12 protein-coding genes and 2 pseudogenes are annotated in these 16,415 nt (G+C 74.6%); 9 read left to right on the top strand and 5 right to left on the bottom strand.

Annotated features, from left to right (window positions below; all coding sequences use genetic code 11):
- Positions 1 to 60: 60 nt before the first annotated feature.
- Genes WME76_RS08445 through xseA form a run of 3 tightly spaced genes read right to left on the bottom strand, consistent with a single transcriptional unit; the run spans position 61 to position 4,977 of the window.
- Complete coding sequence (locus tag WME76_RS08445) at positions 61 to 2,247, bottom strand: amylo-alpha-1,6-glucosidase (RefSeq protein WP_437959658.1); 2,187 nt, start codon at positions 2,245 to 2,247, stop codon at positions 61 to 63.
- Positions 2,244 to 3,230 carry a shikimate dehydrogenase family protein gene (locus tag WME76_RS08440; protein ID WP_437959657.1) on the bottom strand — a complete coding sequence of 329 codons (987 nt, stop codon included), beginning with the start codon at positions 3,228 to 3,230 and terminating at the stop codon, positions 2,244 to 2,246. The genes WME76_RS08445 and WME76_RS08440 overlap by 4 nt, the downstream gene beginning before the upstream one ends.
- Positions 3,217 to 4,977, bottom strand: a complete 1,761-nt coding sequence (gene xseA, locus WME76_RS08435) for an exodeoxyribonuclease VII large subunit (RefSeq protein WP_437959656.1) — start codon at positions 4,975 to 4,977, stop codon at positions 3,217 to 3,219. Before xseA ends, WME76_RS08440 begins: the two co-directional genes overlap by 14 nt.
- A 204-nt stretch (positions 4,978 to 5,181) precedes the next feature.
- On the opposite strand from xseA, the pseudogene WME76_RS08430 reads away from it, so the two are divergent.
- The 6 genes and pseudogenes from WME76_RS08430 to WME76_RS08405 all read left to right on the top strand — a co-directional run.
- A pseudogene (locus tag WME76_RS08430) lies at positions 5,182 to 5,397 on the top strand (biotin carboxylase N-terminal domain-containing protein); the annotation flags it as partial.
- Between the two features lies 1 nt (position 5,398).
- Positions 5,399 to 5,665 carry a hypothetical protein gene (locus tag WME76_RS08425; RefSeq protein WP_437962089.1) on the top strand — a complete coding sequence of 89 codons (267 nt, stop codon included), beginning with the start codon at positions 5,399 to 5,401 and terminating at the stop codon, positions 5,663 to 5,665.
- Between the two features lie 284 nt (positions 5,666 to 5,949).
- Positions 5,950 to 7,125, top strand: a complete 1,176-nt coding sequence (locus WME76_RS08420) for an IMP dehydrogenase (RefSeq protein ID WP_437959655.1) — start codon at positions 5,950 to 5,952, stop codon at positions 7,123 to 7,125.
- 159 nt (positions 7,126 to 7,284) lie between these two features.
- Positions 7,285 to 7,629, top strand: a complete 345-nt coding sequence (locus WME76_RS08415) for an SCP2 sterol-binding domain-containing protein (protein ID WP_061615991.1) — start codon at positions 7,285 to 7,287, stop codon at positions 7,627 to 7,629.
- A gap of 172 nt (positions 7,630 to 7,801) precedes the next feature.
- The gene (locus WME76_RS08410; RefSeq protein WP_437959654.1) at positions 7,802 to 9,013 is read left to right on the top strand and encodes a CaiB/BaiF CoA transferase family protein; all 1,212 of its coding nucleotides are present in this window, start codon (positions 7,802 to 7,804) and stop codon (positions 9,011 to 9,013) included.
- A gap of 633 nt (positions 9,014 to 9,646) precedes the next feature.
- Positions 9,647 to 10,300 carry a hypothetical protein gene (locus WME76_RS08405; RefSeq protein WP_437962088.1) on the top strand — a complete coding sequence of 218 codons (654 nt, stop codon included), beginning with the start codon at positions 9,647 to 9,649 and terminating at the stop codon, positions 10,298 to 10,300.
- Positions 10,301 to 10,344: 44 nt separating this feature from the next.
- Here WME76_RS08405 and WME76_RS08400 read toward each other — a convergent pair.
- Positions 10,345 to 10,653: pseudogene (locus WME76_RS08400) on the bottom strand (hypothetical protein); the annotation flags it as partial.
- A gap of 225 nt (positions 10,654 to 10,878) precedes the next feature.
- Here WME76_RS08400 and WME76_RS08395 point away from each other — a divergent pair.
- Both WME76_RS08395 and WME76_RS08390 read left to right on the top strand, forming a co-directional pair.
- The gene (locus tag WME76_RS08395; protein WP_437959653.1) at positions 10,879 to 13,728 is read left to right on the top strand and encodes a protein kinase domain-containing protein; all 2,850 of its coding nucleotides are present in this window, start codon (positions 10,879 to 10,881) and stop codon (positions 13,726 to 13,728) included.
- 10 nt (positions 13,729 to 13,738) lie between these two features.
- A complete protein-coding gene (locus tag WME76_RS08390; protein WP_437959652.1) occupies positions 13,739 to 14,818 on the top strand; it encodes a hypothetical protein in 1,080 nt (359 codons plus the stop codon).
- 33 nt (positions 14,819 to 14,851) lie between these two features.
- Here the strand turns inward: WME76_RS08390 and WME76_RS08385 are convergent, their stop codons facing one another.
- Positions 14,852 to 15,667 carry a uracil phosphoribosyltransferase gene (locus WME76_RS08385; protein WP_437959651.1) on the bottom strand — a complete coding sequence of 272 codons (816 nt, stop codon included), beginning with the start codon at positions 15,665 to 15,667 and terminating at the stop codon, positions 14,852 to 14,854.
- A 241-nt stretch (positions 15,668 to 15,908) separates the two neighbouring features.
- On the opposite strand from WME76_RS08385, the gene WME76_RS08380 reads away from it, so the two are divergent.
- Positions 15,909 to 16,400 carry an SMI1/KNR4 family protein gene (locus tag WME76_RS08380; protein WP_437959650.1) on the top strand — a complete coding sequence of 164 codons (492 nt, stop codon included), beginning with the start codon at positions 15,909 to 15,911 and terminating at the stop codon, positions 16,398 to 16,400.
- Positions 16,401 to 16,415 lie beyond the last annotated feature (15 nt).

Here is a 16,415-nt window from a genome sequence, read left to right as displayed (position 1 = left end):
GGCCCGGCGGCCGAGGCGCCGCGCCAGGCGCGCCAGGCGCGCGGCGCGGGACCCGGCAGCTCAGCGCGACGGCGCGCCGGCCCCGCCCGGGTCCGGCGGGGGCAGGTCCCAGGCGATCACGCGCAGGAGCTCCGCCACGCTGAACGCCTGGGCGAAGCAGCCGCCGGGGTGGTGCGGCGGCTCCCCGGACGCGACCTCGGGCACCTGGTTGAGCGCGATCTCGTTCGAGGCTGCGGAGGCCACGAGCCGGTGGAGCAGCGGGATCACGTGCTCGCCGAGCGTGGAGTAGCGCTTCGCGGCGCGCGCGTAGAACCCGAGCAGGAACGGCCACACCGTGCCCTGGTGGTAGGCGCTGTCGCGCGCGTCCGGGCCCCCCTGGTACCGGGGCACGTAGGCGGGATCGGCGGGCGAGAGCGATCGCACGCCGGCGGGGGTGACGAGCTCCAGGCGCGCCCGCTCGAGCAGCGCCGAGGCCTGCTCCGGCGTGAAGCACGCGGGATCCACGGCGACGGCGATCACCGCGTTGGCGCGGACGGTCGCGTCGCGGAACGCGCCTTCCCCCGTCGCGTGCTCCGAGATCACGTCGTAGGGATAACGGGTCTCCTCGCACCAGAAGCGGGCCGCGAAGGCCCGGCGCGCCGCGGCGGCGGCCGCCTCCGCGCGCCCGGCGAGGCGCGCGTCGCCGGCGGCGCGCGCGAGGCGCGCGAGCGTCTCCGAGCCCTTCGCCCACAGCGCCGTGAGCTCGACCGGACAGCCGGCGCGCGGGGTGACCGCGCGGCCCCCGACGCGCGCGTCCATCCACGTGAGCCCGTCGATCGCGCCCTCGCCGCTGCGGCCCGCGGCGAAGAGGCCGTCGGCCGTGATGTGGATCCCGTTCCTGGTCCCGCGCAGGGCGGCCTCGAACGCGTCGCGCAGCGCGCCGAGGAGCTCGCCCGCGACGAACGGGTGCGCGTCGCCGACGGCGTCGGCGAGCAGCCGGGCCGCCTCGAACAGCCACAGCGTCGCGTCCGCCGTGTGGAACTCGGCGGGCTCGCCCGCGTCGGGGAGCCGGTTCGGCACGAGGCCGTCCTGCATCGCGTCGATCATCGCGCGGAGGACGCGGATGGCCCCCTCGGTCTTGCGCGGCACGAGGTAGAGGCCGGGGAGCGAGATGAGCGCGTCGCGGCCCCACACCTCGAACCACGGATAGCCCGCGATCACGCCGGGCCGCGCGGCCGCGTCCGCGCGGAACGTCTCGGCCGCGATGGTGAGCCGCCGCTCCAGCAGCGGCCGCCGGGGCCCTGGGTCCTCGGCGCGGATCGCCGCGCTCGCCGCCGCGAGCAGGTCCTCCGGCTCGTCCTCGGGCAGCGCGCCCACCGCCACGAGCAGGTGGACGGGCTCGGCGCCGATCACCGTCTCGAAGTGGCCGGGCGTCCAGAGGTCCTCGAGGAAGTCGAGGCCCCGATCCTGCTCGCCGAGGTACTCGAACCGGCGCCACCAGTCCTGCGAGCCCACGAACGTCCCCTGGTAGCGGAAGCAGATCCGCGGCAGCGCGCGGTTCGGCTGCACCCGGACCTCGCCGATCGCGGGGCGGTCCCGGCCCGCGCCGGGCTCTCCGCGCGCCGCGCCGGCGCGCAGCTCGACCTTCTGGGAGATGCCGCCGTTCTCGCGGAGGAGCTGGTGCATGTGGCGCGCCGCGAGGAGCGGGCGCAGCGTCAGCATCACCTGGTCCGCGCCGCTCCAGGTGTAGCGCAGGACGGCCGCGTTCTCGCCGCGCACGAGGCCGAGCGTCACCTCGAGCTCGCCGCCCGGCAGGGCGTACGCCCAGCGCGGGAGCGGGTCCTGATCGAAGCGCTCCAGGTAGAACGAGCTCGCCTCCGGGTCGATGCCCGGGAACTGGTGCTTGGCGAGATCCCATCGCGGCCACGACGCCCGGCGGTCGGTCGGCGAGCTCTGGGGCCGGAGGGGGCGGACGCTGGCGTCGACGTGCGAGAGCATGACGTGCCGGCGCCGCGGAGGGTCCAGCGCCGCGACGAGCAGGCCGTGGTAGCGGCGCGTGTGCATGCACGCGATCGTCGAGCTCGCGTAGGCGCCCGCCCCGTTCGTGTGCAGCCACTCCTTGCGCGCGATGGCGAGCTGGCCGCGCACCTCGACGTGCGGCCACGGCGAGGCGTGCTCCAGCGCCGCGCCCTGGACGCGCGAGGCCGCTGGCGGGGACGAGATCGGGTCGTGAGCCGGAGCGCTCCTCCGGGATCCGTCAGAGCTCATCGACCGCCGGTGGCCTTCCTGAGCGAGTCCTCGGCGGCGGCGCGCATCACGTCGACCGGGGCCGGCAGGCCGGTCCAGAGCGTGAACGACTGCGCCGCCTGGCCGACCAGCATCCCGAGCCCGTCGGACGCGCGGAGCCCCCGCTCGCGCGCGATCCGGAGGAAGGGGGTCACCGGCGGGTTGTAGACGACGTCGTAGAGGCACGCGTCCGGCGAGAGCGAGTCCCACGGGATGATGCTCGTGACCTCCTCGCCCGGCGGCCCGCCGAGCATGCCGGCGCTCGTGGCCTGGATGATCAGGTCGGCCGCGACGGCGAACTCGCTCCAGTTGAGCCGCAGCGCCACCGAGGACTTGCTGCTGATCGACCTGTCGGTCGGGATGGGCCAGGGCGCGGTGAGCGCGCCGAGCTCGGACGCGCGCTGCCCCGCCGGCGACTCCAGCATCGCCTCGGTGCTGGTCCACGACCGGGTGGTCACGCTGATGAGGTGGTATCCGAGCATCTTGCAGGCGGCGATCGCCGCGAACGCCGCGCCGCCGGCCCCGATGATGACCGCGCGCTGCCGCGGGCTCGAGAGCGCGCCGGGCCGCCCGGCCGGATCGTCCCCGCCGGGCGGGGCGGATCGGAGGAGCTGCGCGAGCTCGTCGCGGAGCGCGAGCACGTCGGTGTTGTGCGCGGTAACGCGCCGCGACTCGGTCGCGCAGAGGACGTTGGCGACGCCGACCTCGGCCGCGCTCGAGTCGACGTCGTCGACCATCGACATGATCGCGCGCTTGTGCGGGATCGTGACGTTCGCGCCCGCGATGAGGCCGCTCCGGATGTCGCTGACGAAGCGCGCGAGCTCCGCGCCGGTGGGCACGTCGAACGCGCTGTAGATGTGGGGCAGCTGGTGCGCCCGAAACGCGGCCGAGTGCATCGCCGGCGAGACCGAGTGGCCCACCGGGTGCCCGACCAGACCGAACATTCGCCGCTCAGGGTTCGACATGACGCCTTTCTTCCGGGCCGGCCTCTGCTCCGCCTTGCCCCGCCGAGACCTGCCCGGAGGCGCCCGCGCGACCGAAGGTCGGGGCGCGCTCCTCGGCCACGAAGCCGAGCCCGAGCTGCTCGCACGCGGGCGCGCCGGGCTGCGACCTGCTGCGCCTCGGCGCGCGGCCCGCCCCGGAGGCGCGCGGCCCGCCTTTCTGGCGCGCGGGCGCGGCGGCAGCCGCAGGCGCGGCGGCGCCGGCCGCAGGCGCGGCGGCGGCGGCCGCAGGCGCGGCGCCGCCGGCCGCGGGCGCGCCGGGCTCGACGAGCGGCTCGTCCGGCCCCGCGCTGGCCACGACGCGCGCGAGCAGCGCGCCGTGGTGCACGCGGACCGCGATCGGATCGCCCGGCGCCACCTCGCGGTGATCGCGGACCGCGCGGCCCGACGCGTCCGTCGCGATGGCGTAGCCGCGCGCGAGCACGCGCAGCGGCGACATCGCCTCGAGCCGCGCGACGTCCCTCGCGAAGCCCTCGCGCAGGAGGGCGACGTGGCGGTGAGCGGCCGCGGCGAGGCGCACCGACAGCGGCCGGAGCGCCCCGCGGGCGCCTGCGATCACCGCGCGCGGGTGGCGCGCGGCGAGCCGCCGCTCGAGGCGCTGCAGCCCGGCGCGATCCTCGACGAGGATCCGCTCCATGCGCCGCCGGAGCCGCGCCACCGCGTCGTCGATCCGCTGCTGCGGCTCCGCCAGGATCTGCGCCGGCGAGCCGAGCCGGGCGCGCTGCCGGTCGACGTCGGCGCGCGCGGCCCTGAGCCGGTGGGCCATCGCGCGGCGCATGCGCGCCTCGAGGTGCTCCAGCGCCGCGCGGCGCGCCGCCGCGTCCGCGACGAGCATCTCCGCGGCCTGCGAGGGCGTGGCGGCGCGCGCGTCGGCGGCGAGGTCGGTCAGCGCGACGTCGATCTCGTGCCCGACCGCGCTCACGATCGGCACGCGCGCGGCCGCGACCTTCCGGACGACGATCTCCTCGTTGAACGCGCTGAGGTCGTCGGCCGAGCCGCCCCCGCGCCCCACGATGATCACCTCGATGCCCGGGAACTCCTCGAGCAGCCCGATCGCGCGCACGATCCGCTGCCCCGCCCCCGCGCCCTGCACCGGCGTGCGCGCGAGGATCAGCCGGGCGCCGCCGCGGCGGAACGCGACGGTCACGATGTCGTGGATCGCCGCGCCGTCGCCGCTCGTGACGACGCCGATGATCTGCGGATCGACCGGCAGCCTGCGCTTGCGCTCCGGCGCGAAGAGCCCCTCGGCGGCGAGCTTCTCCTTGAGGCGGAAGAGCGCCTCGAGCAGCGCGCCGCGCCCGGCGAGGCGCGCGTCGTCCGCGCAGAACTGGAGCCGGCCGCGCGGCACGTAGACGGTGGCGCGGCCCGTGAGCACCACGCGCGCGCCGTCGGCGAGCAGCTTGCGCGCGCGCGGCGCCGCGGTCCGGTACATCACGCAGTCGATCGCCGCCTCCTCGCTCTCGTCCTTGAGCGTGAAGTACGCGTGGCCGCTGCCCACGACGCGCAGGCCCGAGATCTCGCCCTCGACGCGCACGTCCGCGGTCGACCCCTCGAGGATCCGCTTGAGCCGACGATCCAGCTCCGCGACCGAGACCACCTCCGGCTCGGCGCCCTTCTGGCGGCGCGAGGGCGGCGGGCTCGCGAGCTCGCGCGGCTCGGCGGCGGGGATGGCCGCGAACGAGAGCTCGGGCGGTAGTTCGCGGCGCTGCACAGGGCAGACCTACCCTTTTGCTCGGCCTGGGGAAAGACTCTCCGGCCTGATCCCGTATCAGGGAAGCCCGCGGTCCGGCCCGCTTCGAGGCTCGGCGCGAGGCCGCTCCGCGACGGCTCCACGCGCGCAGGCGCTTTCGGGTGATAAGGCCGGCTCCTGATCCGCAAGGTCCTCATCGCCAACCGCGGCGAGATCGCCTTCCGAATGCTCCGGTCGTTGCATGAGGCCGGCATCCAGGGCGTCGCCGTCTACATCGACGTGGACCGCGGCAGCCTCCATGTCCGCCTCGCGGACGAGTCGTACCCCATCGGCCCCGCACCTGCGGGCGAGAGCTACCTCCGCATCGATCGCATCCTCGACGTCGCCCGGCGCTCCGGGGCCGAGGACATCCACCCCGAGGACGCGTTCCTCTCGGAAAACAGTGAGTTCGCGGAAGCGTGCGAGCGGGCTGGCATCACCTTCATCGCCCCGCCCGCGAGCGCTCGAGAAGGCGATCCTCCGGCCGCGCCAGGTCGACATCCAGGTGCTCGGCGATCGCGAGGGCAACCTCGTGCACCTCTTGGAGCGCGACGGCTCGATCCAGCGGCGCCGGCCCTGTCCAGCGCCCTCGCACCGGGCGCCCCGCGGTCGCTCGCCCCCGGGTCATCCGCCACAGGGCCTTCCGGTGAAACACGGCGCCTTCAGGTGAGCCCTTCGGGTACCCCCGCGGTCGCTCCTCGCGGCCTCGGGGCGCCCCTTGCCCCGCCCTCCGGAGGGCGCACGGCCGTGCTCTGACGCGCCGGAGCGATACCAGGCGCGAGCGACCGCGCGGCGCCATGCCGCAGCACGCGGCGACGCGCGGCGCATTCCGAGGAGCCCGAAGAGAAAACCGACAGCGCGCCACCTACGCAGCGCGTCGCCCAAAGTCTCCTCTCGCTCTGGTCTCGCTCGATGCTATCCTACCCCGAACTTTTCGGCTGGGGTGGAGGTGCGATGGGACGCGAGGCGAAGGGCCAGAAGGACCCTCTTGAGGCCGTCGCCACGCTCCCACCGATCGAGGCCCGCGCGCACGAGCCTCCGCCCGCGACGGGGTGGCCGGCCGCGCAGCGCGCCGACGAGCCGGTGAGCGATGCAGTCGCCGGATCCTCCACGGATTCCCTGCCTTCCCCGTCGGCGCGGTGGTTCGACGCCACCCCGCCCGACGCGGCGCCGGCGGGGGTCGCGCGCTCGCGGCGGCTCTGGTCGATCCCGCTCCTCGTGGTCGCGCTCGTGCTGGTCGCGACCGCGCGCAGCGTGATGGTCCGCGCGCTCTTGCCGCTCGCCCTCGTCGCGGCGGCGGTGGCGCTCCTCGCGCGGGGGCGGCGGCGCCTCTTGCCCCCCGCGCAGGCGAGCCGGCGCGGGCTGAGCCTCGACGGCGACCAGCTCGTCCTCCAGGGCAAGGGCGGCGCCGCGCAGCACGTGCTGCTCGCGACGCGCGAGCGGTTCGGCGTGACGCTCCTCGCTACCCCGCGCCGCGATCGCGTCGTCGCCCTGCTCAGCTCCGGCGCCGGGATGTCCTCGATCGGCGCCAGCTTCGACGGCCCGTCGCGCCGCACCTTCGCCGCGCTGCTCGACCGCGCGTCCGTCGTGGGCTCCGACGACGTCGGGCTCGACGCGATCGGCCCGGACGGCGAGCCGATCTCGCTCGGCCCCGCGGCGCTCGCCGCGCTCCTCGACGAGCTCACGGCGCGCTCGCCCGGGTGCCTCGATCGCTTCCTCGCGACCGACGCGCGCGGCGCGACGCTCAGCCTCGACAGCCTGGAGCTCCGCGCCGGCGGCCGCATCTTCGATCTGACCGCGCCGCTCGAGTGGCGCGCGTTCGTGTTCCAGGAGGCGCTCGGCCAGGCGCTCGCGGTCTACCAGGGCACCTGGGTGCGGCAGGGGACGAACGAGATCGTCCTGGTCTGCCTGCTCCCTGCGATGACGCCGGCGCTCGACGCGCCGAGCGCGTCGCTCGGCCCGCTGGATCGCGGCGCGCTCCGCGACCTCCGGCTGATGCAGGGCTCGCCGGAAAGCCCGCCGCCCGCGGATCAGCGCGTGGCCATCGATCGCCTGCTGATGGTCCCGATCCGATCCGCGCTGGACAAGGCGCCTCGCCCTGCCGCGCAGGCGCCGCGCGCGCGCGCATGAAGCACGACGGCGCGCGCGCCAGGGTTGTCCTGACGGAACGACCCGGGCGAGCTCCGACGTCGGGCTTCGCTTGACGCGCGCGTTCGGGCGCGGGTAAACCGCGCACAGTACTCGGTCGATTCAAGTCACCACGTCCCACACGAGATCCGGAGGCGATCCATGGCCGTCGATATCCAGAGACTGTTCAACGAGGAGCTCCCTGCTGCCCTGGCGAAGAATTCCGACACGGCCAAGCAGATCGGCGGGAAGTACCAGATCAACGTGACGGGCGACGGCGGCGGCGAGTGGCTGATCGACCTGGCGAGCGCCACGCCCAGCATCGCCCCCGGCAACCCCGGCAACGCGGACGTCACGATCGCGCTGACCGCCGAGGATTTCCAGAAGCTGCACGAGAACCCGCAGGCGAACTCGATGCAGCTCTTCTTCGCGGGCAAGCTCAAGGTCACGGGCAACCAGATGCTCGCGATGAAGCTCCCGAAGCTGTTCCAGCTCAACGCGGGCTGATCCAGGCGCCGGCGGCTCGCAGGGCGCCGCCGCGCGCCGCGACGGGCTGCCGCCGGGGCGCGACCACCGCGGCCACGAGGCGACGGCTGGGCGCCGGGACGTGCTGCACGGCGGACATCATCTCCGTCTCTTTTCCTCCCCACCGCAGCCCGCGCAGGACAAAGAGGTCGCCATGCGCCCGCTCACCGACACGCGCATCCTCGATCTCTCGAGGCTCCTGCCGGGGCCCTTCGCGACCCTCGTGCTCGCGGATCTCGGCGCGACCGTCGACAAGATCGAGGACGTCGCCGGCGGCGACCTCCTGCGCCACATCCCCCCGCAGATCGCCGGCGAATCGGCGGCGTTCCAGCTCCTGAACCGGGGCAAGCGCAGCGCCCTGCTCGACCTCAAGAAGCCCGAGGGGCGCGACGCCTTCCGCCGGCTCGCCGCGACGTACGACGTGCTCGTCGATCAGTTCCGCCCGGGGGTGCTCGATCGGCTCGGGCTCGGCCACGAGGCGCTGCGCGCGGACAACCCGCGGCTCATCGTCTGTGCGCTGACCGGCTACGGCCAGACCGGCGCCCTGGCCGAGCGCGCAGGGCACGATCTGAACTACGTCGCGCGCGCCGGGGTCCTCGGCGCGCAGGGGCCCGCGGAGGGCCCGCCGCAGGTGCCCGGCCTCCAGGTCGCTGACGTGAGCGGCGGCCTGTGGTGCGCCGTCGCCGTCCTCGCCGCGCTGCGGGAGCGCGAGCGCACCGGGCGCGGCGCGGTGCTCGACATCGCCATGACCGACGGCGTGCTCGGCTTCGCCCTCCCGTCGCTCGCCGCCGCGCTCGCGGGCGGCGCTCGCGCGCGCGGGCAGGACGACGGCGACGGCGTGGCCCCGCGCGAGCGCGCCGCGGGCGACGAGCTGCTCACCGGCGGCATCGCGCCGTACAACACCTACCTCTCGAAGGACGGGCACGCGATGGCGCTCGCCGCGCTCGAGCCGAAGTTCTGGGCCTCGTTCTGCGAGGGGGCTGGCCTCGATCCCGACCTGGGCGCGCTGCTCCCCGGGCCGCATCAGATCGAGCTCAAGCGCAAGCTCGCCGCCGTCTTCCGGGGGAGGACGCGCGCCGAATGGGAGGCGTTCTCCGCCGAGCGCGACTGTTGCCTCGAGCCGGTCCTCGAGCCGCGAGGCGTCGCCGCCGATCCCCACCTCGCGTCGCGCGGGCTCCTCTTCGAGATCGCCTCGGCGCGCGGCCCGATCCCGCAGATCAGGACGCCCGTCACGCCGCGCGGGGTCGCGTTCGCGCCGGCGCCCGGCGCCGGAGAGCACACGCGCGCCGTGCTCCGCGACGGGGGCTTCTCGGACGCAGACATCGACGCGCTGATCCACGCCGGCGCGGCGCGCGAGGCGCGCTGAGCGCCGTCAGGGCGCGCTGACGGCGCGCCGGCGAATGGATCGCGAGGCGCGCTGACCGCCGGCGCGTCGCGCCGAGCGCCGCCGCCAGCCCGGCGCTCGGCCTCGCGTCGCTCGCCTCAGATCTTCTTCAGCTCGTCGACGAACTCCCAGTCGGCGATCAGGTGCTTCTTGAGCAGCAGCGACAGGAGCGCCGCGAACATCGCCTCCCAGCGCACGTTGTTCCCGAGGATCTCGCTCGCGTCGGCGCCGTGCGAGACGGCGCGGAGCGCGGAGACCAGGTCGCGCGCGGTGAGGCCCGTATCGTCCGCGGTCGGCGCCGGCGGCGGATCGGACTGGGCTGCGGCCCGGGGGGCGGGGGCCGCCGCCTGGCGCTGCGGCTTGCTCCCGCGCGCGGGGAGCGTGATCGTCGTGCCGTCGAGGAGCGTGAGCGAGACCATCCGGCGCCGGCCGCGGCCCTGCGGCGCGGGGATGTTGCGCACCTCGCGCTCGCTCGGGGGCTCCTCGCCGTAGTCCGCCGGCGCGGGCGGCGGCGGGGGCTCCGGGGGGCTCTCCGGGACGCTGCGCGCCGCGGCGCTCGCGCGCCCGAGCACGGCGCCGAGGAGCGCCGCCGCCGGCGTGCTCGGCGCGGGCGCCATGTCCATGCTCGGCGCGGCCTCGCTGGCGGGCGTCACGGGCCCCGGCGCGGTGCTGGGGCGCAGCGTCTTCCGGCGCTCCGACTGCGTCGTCGGCGCGGACTGCGTCGTCGGCGCGGACTGCGTCGTCGGCGCGGACTGCGTCGTCGGCGCGGACTGCGTCGTCGGCGCGGATTGCGTGGCCGGCGCGGATTGCGCCGACTGCGCGGATTGCGCTGCCTGCGCGGCCGCGAGCAGCTCGGGCGACGGCGCCACCTTCAGCGTCGGCCGCGAGCGCTCGTCGGGGCGCCCGCGGATCTGCCGCTCCTCCGGGCGGCCGCGGACCTCCCGCTCCACAGGCCGCTGCGCGGGGCGCGGCGCCTCCCATCCCAGCTCGTCGTCGAGGACGCCCACGTCGTCGGCGTCGACCTCCGAGGTCTCGATCGCCGGCAGCGCGTCCTCGACGAGCCGGGCCCCGGAGCGGAGCGCGGGCCTCGTCAGCAGCAGGGGCTCCGGCGTCGACGCGACCTCCTCCGAGTGCCTCGCGGTCTCCGGCGCCCTGGCGAGCTCCGAGGACGGCGGCGGATCGACGGGGCGCGCCCGCGACTGCGGCTCGCTCACCTGCGTGCGCTGCGCGGGCGCGGGCGGCGGCGCCGAGCGCGCCCGCGCCCCGTAGTAAACGCGGATCGCGTTACGGATGTCGCTCGGCGGAGCGATCATCGCGCGCACGGGCAGCCCGGAGAACGCCATGCACTCCTTCATGCCGTCCTCGTTCGTCGGATCGTCCATGGCGACGTAGAGCGTCTCGCCCTGGTTGCGGACGTGGCGCACGTAGATCGGCACGAGGCAATACCGCTCGGCCACGTCGTGCGGCACGAGGTTGAGCAGCTGCCGCGAGAACTCGATGTGGAGCAGCGACACCCAGGGAACGGCGAGCTGGTGTGACAGGATCTGCGTCAGCTGGGTCTCGTTGATGAGGCCTTGCTCGACGAGGAGCGTCCCGAGCCGCCGCCCGTCCGTGCGCTGCATGTCCAGGGTGCTCTCGAGGGCCTCCTGGGTGATCATCCGCGCGTCGACCAGGAGCTGACCGAGACGTAGGCGAGGCGTAACCATCGCGCCCGAGGTTACCCCAAGTGGGATCCAGGACCTAACAGACGGCTGGACGAGCCCCCCCGCCCCCCTCCCGGCCGCGCCCCGGGGGCCGGCGCCGACCTCGACCCCAATCGCTATCCCGAACGTGGTAAGGTCCCGCGCGTGTCCACAGTGGTCTGCCCGCAATGCGCGAATCCGTGCGAGCAGGCGCACAAATTCTGCCCGGTGTGCGGCTTCCCGATCTCGGAGTTCAACCGGACGTCCGACGACCCGCTGATCGGCACCACGCTCCCGGGCAACTACGTGATCCTGGAGCTCGTCGGGGTGGGCGGCATGGGGCGCGTGTACCGGGCCGAGCAGAAGGCCCTGGGGCGCACGGTCGCCGTCAAGATCATCCATCCGCACCTGCTCGGCGACGAGAGCGCGTCCGTCCGGTTCATCACCGAGGCGCGCGCCGCGAGCCGCCTGAACCACCCGAACTCCGTCGGGGTCATCGACTTCGGCAAGAACGGCGGCCAGCTCTACCTGGTCATGGAGTTCCTGCGCGGGCGCGACCTCGCCCGCGTCGTCTACGAGGACGGCCCGCTCCCCTTCCGCCGCATCGTCGACATCCTCTGCCAGGTGCTCGCGGCGCTCTTCGAGGCGCACCACCTCGGCATCATCCACCGCGATCTCAAGCCCGAGAACATCGTGCTCGAGCCGATGCGCTCGGGCGGCGACTTCGTGAAGGTCGTCGACTTCGGCCTCGCGAAGATGAAGGCGGAGGTCGCGACGACGAACATCACGAGCCCGGGCATCGTCTGCGGGACCCCGGACTACATGGCCCCGGAGCAGGGCCGCGGCGATCCGATCGACGCGCGGAGCGACCTCTACGCGTGCGGCGTCATCCTGTTCCAGCTCCTCACCGGCCGGCTCCCCTTCGAGGCAGAGTCGCCGACGCAGGTCGTGCTGATGCACCTCTCCCTGCCGCCGCCGGATCCGGCGCTCATCGCGCCCGAGCGCGAGATCCCCGAGCCGCTCGTCGAGGTCACGCTCCGCGCGCTCGAGAAGGAGGCCTCGCGGCGCTACCAGTCCGCGGACGAGTTCGCGGCCGCGCTCCGGTCGGCGGTCGGCACGTTCGACACGCCCTCGGGCCGCTTCTCATTCGCCGAGGCGACGGTCATCTGCGCCGCGTGCCGCGCCATCGTGCCGCGCGGCCAGAAGTTCTGCGGCGAGTGCGGCGCCCGGATCGCGCAGCCGCACGCGCCCGCCCCGGCGCCGCGCGCCGCGCAGGGCGCCGCGCCCCCCACCGCCCGGCGCGATCGCGCGTCCTCGGCGCCCCCGCTCCCGCTCCCGTTCGCGGCGCGCGAGGACGACCTCGCGTGGCTCGACGGCTGCCTCGCGGACGTCGAGGGCTCGGTCGTCGCCGCGCGCATCGTCGGCGAGCACGGCGTCGGCAAGACGCGGCTCCTCCGCGAGTTCCTCGACGTCGCCGCGAGCCGGGGCGACGTCGTGATCCAGACCGGCCCGGATCCGTGGGGCGCCGAGGTCGGCTACTACGCGCTCCGCTGGGCGATCGCCGGGCTCGCCGAGCTCCCGCCCGACGGCGGCAACGCGTCGAACTGGAGCGGCGCGACGCCCGAGGCGCGGCGCGGCCTGCTCGAGATCTTCGGCAAGGGCGACCGCGGCAGCGACGTGCGCAGGCACGCCTGGAACAAGCCCGCCGCCGGGGGCCTGTCGCCCGACGACCGCCGCTTCATCGCCGCGGAGGCGCTGCGCTGGGCGCTCTCGCGCGCGCAGCAGGCCGCCTTCCCGCACCGCGTCCTGCTCGCGGTCGACGATCTGCACGCCGTCGACGGCGCGAGCCGGAACGCGTTCGCCGACGTGATCGCGGAGCCGCCGCTCGCGGCGCTGCTCATCGTCGCCAGCCACACGCCGGGCTTCGATCCCGAGTGGGGCGGGGCCGCGCGCACGCTCGGCGGCCTGCCGAAGGACACCGCGCTCTCGCTCCTCCGGAGCAGCGTGAGCCTGGATCACCGCGGCGCCCGCAAGACACCGCCGAGCACGGGCGGCGCGCGCCTGTCGCCGCGGCGCGACGCCGCGGACGGCGCGACCGATCCGGCCGCGCTGGGCCTGCCGCCGAGCGCGGCGAGCCCGTCCGGACCGGGCGGCGAGGCCGCGACGGTGCCGCCCCTCTACATCGACCAGCTCGTCCGCTACACGCTCGAGGGCGGCAGCGACCCGCCCGCGCGGATGGCCGACCTGGTCGCGGCGCGCATCGAGCGGCTGCCGCAGGACGCGCGCCGCACGCTGCAGGCGCTCGCGGTCATCGGCGACGCGGCCGACCGGCCCACGCTGCAGCGCCTGCTCCCGGACATCCGCGCCTTCGACGACCTGCTCGGCAAGCTGGTCGCGGCGGGCATGATCGAGGAGCACGCGAGCGGCATCCGCACGACGCACCCGCTCCTGCGCGACGTGACGCTCGCGACGATCCCGGCCGGCGTCCGGCGCGACCTGCACGCCAAGGCGACGTTCGACAGCGCGGGCGACCCGCTCGCGCTGCCGATCGAGGTGCAGGCGATCCACGCCTACCACGCGCAGAACGCGTTCGTCGCGCTGATGCTGCTCGAGCAGGCGGCCGATCGCGCCGCCGCGCGCGGGGACAACGCCGGCAGCGTGCTCGCGCTGCGCCGCGGCCTCGACCTGGCGCGGCGGGAGATCTTCCGCGGCGAGCTCGACGACCCGGTGCGCGCGGTCCTGATCTTCAGCCGCAAGCTCGGCGAGGCGCTCGCGCGCGCCGGCGACCTGACCGACGCCGACGGCGTGCTGCGCGAGGCGCTCGACCTCGCCGGCCCCGGCGGCCCCGATCGCGCGCTCGTCCTCGGCGCGCTCGCGCACGTGGCGCACCAGCGCGAGCGCACGGGCGAGGCGTCGATGTACCTGCGGGAGGCGATGGACCTCGCGCGGCAGAGCGCCGACAGCGACGTGGTGCAGTCGCTCGACAAGATGCGGCGCGAGTGGATGTCGCGCTGAGCGGGGCACCGTGAACGGCGAGGAACGAGCGCAAGGGCCCCGATCTCCGGCGAACGCAGCGGCGACGGCCGAGCGCGCGCCGTTCATCGCGCGGTGGGACCTCGACAAGACCTACCTCCGCACGGACTTCGACACGCTGCGCGATCTCGTGCGGACCGCGATCGAGCGGCCGGATCAGAAGCGCACGGTGCCCGGCGCGGGGTCGCTGCTGCGCGAGCTCGGCCGCGCCGGGGTCGAGACGCACATCCTCTCGGGCAGCCCGGAGCAGCTCCGCTCCCGCATCGAGCAGAAGCTGCGGCTCGACGGCGCGCGCTGGGCGTCGCTCACGCTGAAGCCCAACCTGCAGAACATCCTCAGGCTGCGCTTCCGCGCGCTGCGCGGCCAGCTCGGCTACAAGCTGCCCGCGCTGCTCCAGCGGCGCTGCGAGCTCCCGAGCCAGCGCGACCCGAGCGGCGCGCTGATCCGCGAGGTGCTCCTCGGCGACGACGCCGAGGCCGACGCGTTCGTCTACTCCCTGTACGCCGACGTCTGCGAGGGGCGGATCACCCCGCTGGAGCTCGGCGAGGTGATGCGGCTCGGGAACGCCTACGACGACACCATCCTCGATGCGATCCGGTTCGCGAGCTACGTGGAGAAGGGCCCCGTGGTCGAGCGGATCCTCATCCACCTCGACCGGCAGTCCTCCCCCTCGGACTTCCGGATCTTCGGGGACCGGGTGGTCCCCTTCTACAACTACCTGCAGGCGGCCTTCGTGCTGCACGAGGACGGCCGCATCGGCGCGCACGCCGTGCTCCGCGTCGCCCAGGATCTGGTCGTGGCCCACAACTTCGACAGCGCCGCGCTCGCGCGGAGCTACGTCGACCTGTCGCGCCGCGGCCACGTCTCGGGCAAGGGCATTGCGTCGCTCGAGGCCGCCTACGGCGAGCTCGCGCAGCGCAGGGCCGCGGGCGCGAGCGACCTCGGCGCGATGATCGCGGAGCTCACGCGGCTCTGCGGCGACCTGCGCCCCGCGATGAGCCGGCCGCACGCGTCGATCGACTATCGCGCGCTCGCCGTCGGCCACAACCGCCGCTCGAAGCGCCGCCGCTGACGCGCCCTGCCCCCGCTCGACCGATCCGCGCGCCTACAGCCAGGCGTTGTTGAGGATCTCGCCGACGCCGCCGGCGCCCGGCACGATGTACTGGATGTTGTTCAGGCCGCGCTCCTCGTCCCAGTGCGTGCCCGGCTCGGTCTTGAGGACGCGCGCCGGCGAGAGGCCGCGATCGAGGCGCAGCGCGTAGATGATGGCGTCCGGGTGGGCGTCGGTGACGCGGCGGATGTACTCGGGCGTGACGATGAGGTGCATGGTGATGCACTTGGCCGGCCGCCCCTCGAGCGCGGTCTTGTAGTAGGAGAGGGCGCTGACCATGGATGAGCCCGTGGCGCCCATCGGATCCGGGAAGAGCACGTGACGTCCCTCGACGTCGCGGCCGATCTTGGCGTCGTGCCATGTCGCGCCGATGACCTCGCCATGCTCGTTCGTCTGCCGGCTCATGAACAGGTGATCTTGCCGGACCAGCGCGGGGTCGAGGACCTCGTTCAGGAGCTCGTAGACGACCTGCGAGGGCATCGTCCCGGCGCGCGCGATGCCCACCGTGACCACCTTGGTCGCGCGCGAGAGCGCGGCGCCGCGGTAGACCGCCTCCGGATGGGACGAGATCATCCGGGTCGGGACGTCCACGCGCGCGCGCCCCAGCTCGGCGGCGAAGACCGAGCGCGCCAGGATCTGGTAGAGGACGCCGACGAGGCGCCCGACGTCGGGCTGACCCGTCTCCGGGGAGCAGGCTCGAGCCAGCAGCGTCCATGCGAGTGGGTCATCGAGGAGGTGCACGCCCGGACCGTACCGGTGGGCGATTTCGGGGGGCCGGAATCGACTCTCAGCGTACGCAACGTCGACCATCGTTTTTCTGTTACACTACCTGGCCCGGCGCAGGGTATTCCTCCGGGTGCGCGCCGGTGCCTCTCCCCGGGAGCGAAGCGGTTTCGAAGCGATGAGGGCGCCCGCCCCAGCGGGTCGGCCGGTGGACTTGCAAAGGAAGGGATGTTCGGTGGATAGCGACCTTGCCGAGTCGGTTGCGGCGCTCAAGGATGCCTTTGCCCGAAGAGGCATCCCTGCGAGGTTCGGAAAGGCGGCTCCAGCGGTGGTGGAAGAGCTGCGCAGGACGCTGCGGGTGCCCGCCAGGTACCGTGCTTTCCTGCAGGAGGCGGACCCGCTCGACGTCGAGACGGTGACGCCGGTCGAGCGCGTACGCCTCATCCCTTCGGAGAAGCTCGCGGCCGAGCAGCAGGCGAGCGGGGGCGAGAGCTCCCTCGCGGGCTGGCGCAAGAGCTGGATCCTCATCGCGCGCAGCGCCCTGCTGGGAGACCCCTACTTCCTCGATATCTCGAAGCTCGACGCCGAGGGGGACTGTCCCGTGTTCACCTGCATGACCGGGACCGACTCGCTCAAGCCGGAGCTCTGCGCGTCGAGCTTCCAGCAGTTCCTTCGCATCCTCGCGACCTCGATGGAGGTCGCGTCCGGCTTCGGCGAGAGCGGCCTCGACGACGAGGATGAGGCGATCTTCCGCGAGGCGCTCGCGCCGAAGATCAAGACGATCGACTCCGCGGCCCTGCGCGCGGGCCACTGGACGTGACGGAGCGTCCACGGC

Origin of the sequence: Sorangium sp. So ce119 (assembly GCF_051524405.1) — a bacterium.
GTDB lineage: Bacteria > Myxococcota_A > Polyangia > Polyangiales > Polyangiaceae > Sorangium > Sorangium cellulosum_G.
The sequence above is the reverse complement of the archived record's forward strand: the minus strand, read 5'-3'. Positions and strand labels throughout refer to the sequence as shown.

What these genes read in the sequence shown, in the direction of transcription:
- WME76_RS08445 (WP_437959658.1), bottom strand. Translation starts at nt 2,247, where the DNA reads ATGAGCTCTGACGGATCCCGGAGGAGCGCTCCGGCTCACGACCCGATC.
- WME76_RS08410 (WP_437959654.1), top strand. Translation starts at nt 7,802, where the DNA reads ATGCGCCCGCTCACCGACACGCGCATCCTCGATCTCTCGAGGCTCCTG.
- WME76_RS08405 (WP_437962088.1), top strand. Translation starts at nt 9,647, where the DNA reads ATGTCCATGCTCGGCGCGGCCTCGCTGGCGGGCGTCACGGGCCCCGGC.
- WME76_RS08415 (WP_061615991.1), top strand. Translation starts at nt 7,285, where the DNA reads ATGGCCGTCGATATCCAGAGACTGTTCAACGAGGAGCTCCCTGCTGCC.
- WME76_RS08385 (WP_437959651.1), bottom strand. Translation starts at nt 15,667, where the DNA reads ATGGTCGACGTTGCGTACGCTGAGAGTCGATTCCGGCCCCCCGAAATC.
- WME76_RS08440 (WP_437959657.1), bottom strand. Translation starts at nt 3,230, where the DNA reads ATGTCGAACCCTGAGCGGCGAATGTTCGGTCTGGTCGGGCACCCGGTG.
- WME76_RS08420 (WP_437959655.1), top strand. Translation starts at nt 5,950, where the DNA reads ATGGGACGCGAGGCGAAGGGCCAGAAGGACCCTCTTGAGGCCGTCGCC.